Here is an 8,983-nt window from a genome sequence, read left to right as displayed (position 1 = left end):
CGCGGTTTTAGAAGGAGTTGTAATTTTTCAAAAAAGATTGAAAACCATTTTAAAGCTTTCGACTTAACCTTTTTTTACATCAATAATGGCTTCATTTAATGTCAGCATACTTTTTGAAACACCACCATTTTTTAAGGTCTTTTTTTAGCCTTTCTAACATCAGTATTTTAACTCTCTATATTTTTCTATACAGATCACGACAGATTTTACTTTCCCTTCTCTTTAAAATCTCTGCGACCTAAATTGTCGCTTTAAAAGCAGAAAACTGGTTTTTTGCCGCAGTGTTGCGCTCAGTTATGTTAAGTTATCCCATAATTCAACATCAAGATTGGAACACGCATGGCTGTTCATTTTTTACATACGTCTGATTGGCATTTGGGGCAATTTTTCCATCACCATGAACGTGAATATGAACATACTGAATTTTTAAATTGGCTCTTAACTCAAATTAAAAGCAAACAGCCGAATGCCCTGCTCATAGCAGGCGATATTTTTGATGTGGTCAATCCTGCTTCGAGCGCTCAGAAACAACTCTATCAATTCCTTACCGATGCGCATGTGCTTGCTCCACACATGCAAACCTTAATGATTGCAGGCAATCATGACTCTGGGTATCGCATTGAGCAAGTTGAACCCTTTTTAGACCGCTTCAACGCCAAAGCTGTGGGCGTGATTGGTAAAACAGCCGAGCAAAAATTAGATTTAGATAAACTCCTAGTGCCTATTTATGACGCTGCGCAAAATATTGTGGCATGGTGTCTGACCCTGCCCTATTTACGCAGTGCAGAAATTACAGGTTTAAATGAACATAGCAGTGACAATCAATCTGCGGTTGCTTACTTACATCAACAACTGATTGCAGAAGCCAAAGCTCGTAAACAGCCAAATCAAGCCCTGATTTTAATGTCACATGCACACATGCAAGGTGGCGAAACTTCCGACTCAGAACGCCCCATTGTAGTGGGGAATGAAGAAGCCTTATCGACTGCGCTGTTTGATGAAGTGATTGACTATGTCGCACTCGGACACTTACACAAACCGCAACAGGTCGGACAGCCACACATTCGCTATAGCGGCTCACCCATCCCTTTATCATTTAGCGAGCTGAATTATAAACACCAAGTCCTTGAAGTTAGGATTGATCCATTACAGGCTGATGCACAGCGTTTCCAATATGAAAGCTTGCTTATTCCACGTACGGTAGAGCTGCTTCGGATTCGCTGTGAACTTTCTGAATTAATCACCGAACTGAATAAATTGCCAAAAGATGAAATTGCAGAAGTTTGCGCACGGCATTTTTTAGAAATTGAATATATCAGCGATGCCCCGCCACCCATTGATTTACGCCAACAAATTGAACAAGCACTTCCTGCCAACCGCTATCGTTTACTGCGCATTGCACGACGCTTTCAAAACTGTGAAAACTCGAACGTGCAACAATCAAAAATTGATTTAGAGCCGCCTACGCCTGAAAAATTATTTTTAGATTTATGGGAAAAAATGGGCTATCAACCTGACCCAGAAGTGAGCCAAGATTTTTTACAGCTTTTGGCCGAAGCCCAACAAGAACTTGATCAGAATAAAGCTTAAGGATTTGCCATGAAAATTTTACGTTTAAGTTTAAATAATTTGGCATCTTTGGCAGGCACGCATGTCATCAATTTTGAAGATGAGCCACTGGCACAGGCAGGTTTAATTGCAATTACGGGCAAAACTGGTGCAGGCAAATCGACTTTGCTGGATGCCATGTGTTTGGCACTTTATGACGAAATTCCACGTTTGAGAGGTGCAACAGGCAGCCTGACCGATACCGCAGGCAAAGAAATTTCCTTAAAAGATTCTAAACATATTTTACGTCGTGGTACGACTTCTGGCTTTGCAGAACTTGAATTTATCGCGCTTGATCAAAAACGCTATTCGGCACGTTGGCAAATTCGCCGTGCGCACAATAAAGTGGATGGGAATTTAAAAGTTGAACGTGCCATCACCTGCTTAGATGAACAACGGGTTTTAAATCAAAGAATTTCTGAAGCTACGCCAATTGTAGAGCAGTTGATTGGCCTTAGTTTTGAGCAATTCACACGCGCAGTATTATTGGCACAATCGGAAGTTGGGGCATTTTTAAAAGCCAAAGACCATGAACGGGCAGATTTACTTGAATATTTAACCAATTCGCAAATTTTTACCGAAGTCAGTAAACGTGCAGCCGTTAAATTTAGTGAAATTAAACAAAAGCGAACAGATCTTGAAAATGTCATGGGGCATGTGGTGCTCCTCAGCGATGAAGCACTAAAAGACTTAGAAACCCAACAACATGACCTAAGTCAACAATTAGCTTTGCTGACCCAAACCGAAAAACTGTATGAAAATGATGTGAAATGGCACAAAGATTGCCATGAACTCTATGCCAGCACCCAAGCTAAAAAAGAAATATATGATGTTCAAGTCGATGCCGATCTTAAACTCGCCTCTCAAAAACAATTGCTCAAACATTTAGATGAATTTCAAACCATCCGCGAGCAATTTGTCTTGCGTCAGCAAGCAGATACCGAGCTAAAAAATCTGAATCAGCAGCTTTTGAAATTTGAACCAAACTTGCAACAAGCGGAATACGCACAACAGCAAGCGATTAGTCAGCAACAGCAAGCGGAAAAAGACCTTCAGGCATGGCAGCAGCATGTTGAACAATTGAAACCACAACTTGAAATTGCGGCACAGTTACAACATGAAATTTCTAGCAAACTTCAACAATATACCGCTTTGGATGCTGCACAAAAATTATTTGCAGAGCAGCAAATTCAGCCTGTGCAAAATCATTTGAAGCAACTGACGACTCAACTTGCAACCGAGCAACAACAACAGCAACATTTACAACAGCAATTCAAACAGACTGCGGCATGGGCAAATTTTGATGATAATTTAGCCCTTACGTTGCAACGTCTGCAAGATTATTTGCAGCTTGAACAGCAACTACGTCAGCAAAACCCTACGCTGTTCCAATCTGCATTAGATACTTTAATTGAGCAACAACAACATACACAGCAACAACTGTTGGTTTGGGAAAAACAATATCAACATCCTGAACAACTTGAGCAGCAACTCACGGCAGAGCAACAGCAATTACAACATGCTTTAAAGAGTGTGCATGTTTTAGAGCGCTTGCGACAGGCACTTGAACAATGGCAACAACAGACCACCCTATTTGAGCAGTTACAACAGCGTCAGCAAGAAACTTTAAGTCTGCAACAGCAGACACAGACTCAAATTCAAACCCAACAGCAGCAAGTGCAAATTACTGAACAAGCCTTGCAACAATTACAGCAGATTTTTGAACAGCAGCGTTTATTGCAGCATCAAAGTGTGCAGGATTTACGTGCCCAATTAAAACCGAATGAAGCCTGTATGGTCTGCGGCAGCCATGAACATCCGTTTATTCAGCATGAAAATTTACTCAGTGACGCTTTAAACCAATTGCAGGATCAGCAATTGCAGCAGGCCAAAACTGAATTTGAGCATGCGCAAAAACAGCTACAACAATTGGAGCGTGCTCGCAGTCAATACGATGCAACTTATCATCAACAACAACAACGCAGTCTTGAACTGCAACAGCAACTTGAACAACAACAGACATTGGTGCAACAGCTTGCAACATCCTTATCTTTAGATTTGGATGCAGCGCTGCCTGTTGCAAAGCAAATTGAACACGTACAGCAACATTGGGCAACAACACATCAATCCACTCAACACTTGCAGCAGAGTATTCAACAAGCAAACGATACCCTGAAACAATGGCGCAATGCTGCACAGCAGGCAGAACAACTCAAATATGCTATTCAACAACGCCAAGACCTCGCTCAGCGTTTACAGCCTATTTTGTCGCTTTTAGATGCAGAACAAAGACACGCTTGGCTCAATCAACCGATTGAATACTATCAAAATGCCTTACAACAGTTAGAGCAACGTCATCACTTGCAGCAGCAGCAAGTTCAACTGAGCAAAACGATTGAACAACTGACTCAACAACAGCAGCAAGTGCAAGAAAAGTTGCTATTTTTACAACAGCAACATGCAGAGAAAACCCTACAACTGCAGCAGATTAAAACTGCAGGAAGTGAGCTGCGTGATCAAATTAAGCAGCTTACAAGAACTCATGCGGGATGTGAATATCAGACCTATCAAGAATGGCAGCAGGCTTTAGATCAGCAACAACAGCAACTCAATCTTGCACTTAGCACACAACGAACTGTACTTAATCAAGCAGAACAGGTGTTAAAAGACTTACAACTGCAAAAACATGGTTTGGATAGTAGAATTCAACAGCGCATGCAGCAACACACTGAATGTCAGCAACACATTGCAACGTGGCAAGCGACACACACGCATTTTCAAGCCAGCATCATTGATAAATGTTTACAGATTTCTTATGCCGAACATCAGCAAATACGCAACATGCTGCAGCAACAACAAAACAGTTTGGAGAGTGCTAAAACGGCTTGGCAAACATTGGAAGAGCAATATCAAAAACACTTAAAGCAACAGCCACAACTGAGTTTTGACGAGGTCACCACGCAACTGGCAGCGCTGCAAACAGACAAAGCCAAACAACAGCAAAACTATAATGAGATTGAGGCACAGCTACGCCTGAATAGCACCAATCAAGGGATTTTTGCTACCTATCAAACTCAAATTGAAAGTATCAAAGCTGAAGAATACCGCTGGGGACGTATTTACGATTTAATTGGGCATAAAGAAGGTACGAAATTTAAGAAAATTGCTCAAGAACATCACTTGGATATTTTGGTGGAATACGCCAATCAGCAATTGCTGCCACTGAGTTCGCGTTATCAGTTGCATCGTATTCCTGACAGTTTGGGGTTGGCGATTATTGATTTAGATATGAACAGTGAAATTCGCCCTGTTCTGTCTTTATCGGGTGGCGAAACCTTTTTGGTTTCTTTAGCTTTGGCACTGGCAATTGCCAATATGGCATCTGGCTCAATGAAACTGGAATCGCTATTTATTGATGAAGGCTTTGGCACTCTCGACCCGACTTCCTTGCACATGGTGATGAATGCCTTAGACCATCTGCAAAGTCAGGGACGTAAAGTGGTGCTGATTTCGCATATTCAGGAAATGCACGAACGAATTCCTGTGCAAATTCAAGTCAAACCAGTGGGTGCAGGGGCAAGTGAAGTCAATGTGGTGGGTTAAAGCCAATACTGCCTAAAATCTGAAGATTATTTGTCGATTGAAGAATTATTGAGATGACTGTGAGATTTCAGATTTTAGGCTTCCATGAAGTTGTATTGAATTTATTTTAAAATCACACACACTTTAAGTACTTAATTTTATGGATATAAAAACGATTATTCTCTTTGCTGTATTGCCCAGTTTAAGTATTATTTTTCTCACATGGTTAATACGTTTCCCTAAACCTTGGGTTTTTAAAGCGGTTTTAATTTTTGAAATCATTCTCACCGTCTGCACTTTAGTCATTGAGTTGGATGCAAGAAAAACACCTGGAAATAGCGGTTGGACCATCATTTTCACAGGCTTCTTTCAGTTCTGTTTTTTGCTATTTTTACTGATTGCCCGTATTCGAATCTGGATAGAAAATAAATCTTGAATGTCTACTTCACCTATTTACTGGACGGGAGTGGCGCTTTCTAAAAATAGTGAAAGTTATTAAAAATAATCTACACAAGCCAAAACTTTGACAGCTTTACAGCATACATAACTAAAAAAGCCTCGACATCCTGTCGAGGCTTTCTAGATTCAGTTTTTGGTATAACTCCTGTCGTACCAAGCACTTCCGTGTTGTTCTATTTCTTATTCTTCTTATTTAGGAAACTCCCTGTTTCCCGATAAGTTCATATTAAGAAAATCCAACCTTCAGCACTAGCCGCAAATTTCCGCATTTCATGTCAGCCAAAACGTACAAGATAATGTTTGCAAAATCTTGGCAGATTCTTTGTTCATCTAGCAATTAAGCCTTGGAATAGTCACGTGCGCCAAACAATGCTGTACCAATCCGTACCATAGTTGAACCTGCTGCAATTGCGGCATTTAAATCGCCCGACATCCCCATACTCAAAGTATCCCAATCTTCAGGTTGTGCATGTTGTGCTTTCACTGCATCAAACAATTGTTTGGCATCTTGAAAAGCTTGAGGATGGTCAGGTGCAGGAATCACCATCAAACCGCGTAGTTTTAAATGCGGTAATTGGCTGATCTGTCGGACTAATTCTGCAACTTCGCTCGGCTGACAACCATCCTTCGTGTCTTGCGCATCAATATTTACTTGTAAACAAATATTCAGGGGCACTTGTTGAGCATCGCGCTGATTCGATAAACGCTCGGCAATAATCAAACGATCTACCCCATGCACCCATGCAAATTTTTCTGCCAAATGTTTGGTTTTATTGCGCTGCACATGCCCAATAAAGTGCCATTCAATTTCTAAATCACTCAGGGCCTGCATTTTATCCAAAGCTTCTTGCAAATAATTTTCGCCAAAAGCGCGCTGCCCTGTCGCATACATTTCACGCAAGGCTTCACTCGGATGAGTCTTAGACACTGCCAACAATTGCACCGTATTTGGCTCGCGCTGTGCCAACTGGCATGCCTGTTGAATTTGTTGCAAAACCTGAGTGCGCATAAGCTGCAGATTATTCATTGATGCATTTCTCATTTCATTCATCTTTTTTTACCTTGTCCAGCAACTAACAGTTGGTTAAGCTGATGGAAAGCCGTATTATTCTATCAAAATAATTAAGATTTAATTGATCTCGGGGACTTTCATGGATATTACAGAATTATTGGCGTTCTCCGCTAAAAACGGCGCTTCGGATTTACACTTATCTGCGGGCATGCCACCACTGATTCGTGTGGATGGTGAAGTTCGTCGAATTAACTTACCAGCATTAGAACATAAAGAAGTACACAAATTAGTGTACGACATTATGAATGATAAACAACGTCGTGATTATGAAGAAAATCTAGAAACGGACTTTTCTTTTGAAGTCCCAGGCGTGGCTCGTTTCCGTGTGAACGCATTTAACCAAAACCGTGGTGCAGGTGCAGTATTCCGTACCATTCCTTCTAAAGTTTTGACCCTTGAAGATTTAGGCATGGGACAAATCTTTAAAGATATTTGTGAATATCCACGTGGTTTGGTATTGGTGACAGGCCCAACGGGTTCAGGTAAATCAACCACACTTGCCGCGATGATTGACTTTATTAATGACAATCGCTACGACCATATTCTGACCGTCGAAGACCCAATCGAATTTGTACACCAATCTAAAAAATGTTTGGTTAACCAACGAGAAGTAAACCGTGATACGCATGGCTTTAACGAAGCATTACGTTCGGCACTGCGTGAAGACCCTGACATTATTCTAGTGGGTGAGATGCGTGACTTAGAAACCATTCGTTTGGCACTGACTGCTGCTGAAACGGGTCACTTGGTATTTGGTACGCTACACACCACCTCTGCAGCAAAAACCATTGACCGTGTGATTGACGTATTCCCTGCCGAAGAAAAAGACATGGTACGTGCCATGTTGTCTGAATCTTTACAAGCCGTCATTTCACAATCCCTGCTCAAGAAAAATGGTGGTGGTCGTGTAGCTGCGCATGAAATCATGATTGGTATTCCTGCAGTGCGTAACCTGATTCGTGAAAACAAAGTAGCTCAAATGTACTCGGCAATTCAGACTGGTGCCAACTACGGTATGACCACCCTTGACCAGAGTTTGAAAAACTTGGTATCGCGCGGTGTGATTAGCCCACAAACGGCTCGTACGGTTGCAAAACAGCCTGAATCATTCTTATAAGTTTAAAATTCGAGATACGCGATGGACTTTAATGATTTACTGAATTTAATGATTCAGCAAAAAGCGTCTGACTTGTTTATTACAGCCGATGTTGAACCTTCCATGAAAATTCATGGACAAATTGTGCCTGTAGCCAAAAGTAAACTTACAGGTGAAATTGTCGGTCAGCTGCTTAACTCAATTATGAGTGAAAAACAGCGCAAGGAATTTGCCGAAACCCGTGAATGTAACTTTGCGATTACCAACCGTGAAAAAACAGCACGTTTCCGTGTCAGCGCATTCCAACAACGTGATGAGCCGGGCATGGTACTCCGTCGGATTGAAACCAAAATCCCGACCATGGATGACTTGAAACTGCCACCTATTCTCAAAGATTTGGCGATGACCAAACGTGGCATCATCATTTTTGTAGGTGCGACAGGTACAGGTAAATCGACCTCTTTAGCGTCTATTATTGGTTACCGCAACCAAAATTCCAAAGGTCATATCATTACCATTGAAGACCCGATTGAATTTGTGCATGAACATGCAGGCTGTATTATTACCCAGCGTGAAGTCGGGATTGATACCGACTCCTTTGAAATCGCATTAAAAAATACCTTGCGTCAAGCGCCTGATGTAATTCTGATTGGTGAGATTCGTTCCCGCGAAACCATGGATTATGCAATTGCCTTTGCCGAAACAGGTCACTTGGTATTTGCCACCCTACACGCCAACAACGCTAACCAAGCAATTGACCGTATTATTCACTTCTTTGAAGCAGACCGTCATAACCAGTTGTTCATGGATTTATCGCTAAACCTGAAAGCGATTGTGGCACAGCAGTTAATTCCAACCATTGATGGCAACTCACGTCGTGCTGCGATTGAAATTTTAATTAACTCACCACTGATTGCAGATTTAATCCGTAAAGGTGATGTGCACGAAATTAAAGACCTGATGAAGCGTTCACGTGAGTTGGGTATGCAAACCTTTGACCAAGCTTTATACGACCTCTATAAAGCCAAGCAAATTAGCTACAAAGATGCACTTAAACACGCCGACTCGCCAAACGATTTGCGTCTACAAATCAAACTTGCAGAAGAAGGTGGCGAGCGCTTGTTACATGCAACTTCGAATATTACCTTCGATGGGCAATAACTTCG

Annotated in this window: 6 protein-coding genes and 1 pseudogene; 6 read left to right on the top strand and 1 reads right to left on the bottom strand. The window is 41.6% G+C overall.

The features are described 5' to 3' along the window. The 4 genes and pseudogenes from FTU35_RS12235 to FTU35_RS12220 form a co-directional block, all read left to right on the top strand. A pseudogene (locus tag FTU35_RS12235) lies at nucleotides 1–99 on the top strand (IS1 family transposase); the annotation flags it as partial. A 240-nt stretch (nucleotides 100–339) separates the two neighbouring features. Beyond that, nucleotides 340–1,590: an exonuclease SbcCD subunit D C-terminal domain-containing protein gene (locus tag FTU35_RS12230; RefSeq protein WP_167846202.1), complete on the top strand. Its 1,251-nt coding sequence runs from the start codon at nucleotides 340–342 to the stop codon at nucleotides 1,588–1,590. 9 nt (nucleotides 1,591–1,599) lie between these two features. After that, nucleotides 1,600–5,211 carry an SbcC/MukB-like Walker B domain-containing protein gene (locus tag FTU35_RS12225; protein ID WP_180064768.1) on the top strand — a complete coding sequence of 1,204 codons (3,612 nt, stop codon included), beginning with the start codon at nucleotides 1,600–1,602 and terminating at the stop codon, nucleotides 5,209–5,211. Nucleotides 5,212–5,350: 139 nt separating this feature from the next. Beyond that, nucleotides 5,351–5,626 (top strand): hypothetical protein, encoded by a 276-nt coding sequence (locus FTU35_RS12220; RefSeq protein WP_004975329.1) that lies wholly within the window; start codon nucleotides 5,351–5,353, stop codon nucleotides 5,624–5,626. Nucleotides 5,627–5,986: 360 nt separating this feature from the next. On the opposite strand, the gene FTU35_RS12215 is transcribed toward FTU35_RS12220, so the two are convergent. Beyond that, nucleotides 5,987–6,676, bottom strand: a complete 690-nt coding sequence (locus tag FTU35_RS12215) for a YggS family pyridoxal phosphate-dependent enzyme (RefSeq protein WP_131261727.1) — start codon at nucleotides 6,674–6,676, stop codon at nucleotides 5,987–5,989. A 124-nt stretch (nucleotides 6,677–6,800) separates the two neighbouring features. Here FTU35_RS12215 and FTU35_RS12210 point away from each other — a divergent pair, with 124 nt between their 5' ends. Together FTU35_RS12210 and FTU35_RS12205 are read left to right on the top strand one after the other, a co-directional pair. Further along, nucleotides 6,801–7,838 (top strand): type IV pilus twitching motility protein PilT, encoded by a 1,038-nt coding sequence (locus FTU35_RS12210; protein WP_180064767.1) that lies wholly within the window; start codon nucleotides 6,801–6,803, stop codon nucleotides 7,836–7,838. Between the two features lie 21 nt (nucleotides 7,839–7,859). Then, entirely contained in the window at nucleotides 7,860–8,978 is a 1,119-nt protein-coding gene (locus tag FTU35_RS12205) for a PilT/PilU family type 4a pilus ATPase (protein ID WP_104852406.1), read from the top strand. Nucleotides 8,979–8,983 lie beyond the last annotated feature (5 nt).

This window comes from Acinetobacter sp. YH12095 (assembly GCF_013419245.1).
Classification (GTDB): Bacteria; Pseudomonadota; Gammaproteobacteria; order Pseudomonadales; family Moraxellaceae; genus Acinetobacter; species Acinetobacter towneri.
Note: the sequence above shows the minus strand (reverse complement) of the source record. Positions and strands in the feature narration are given on the sequence as shown.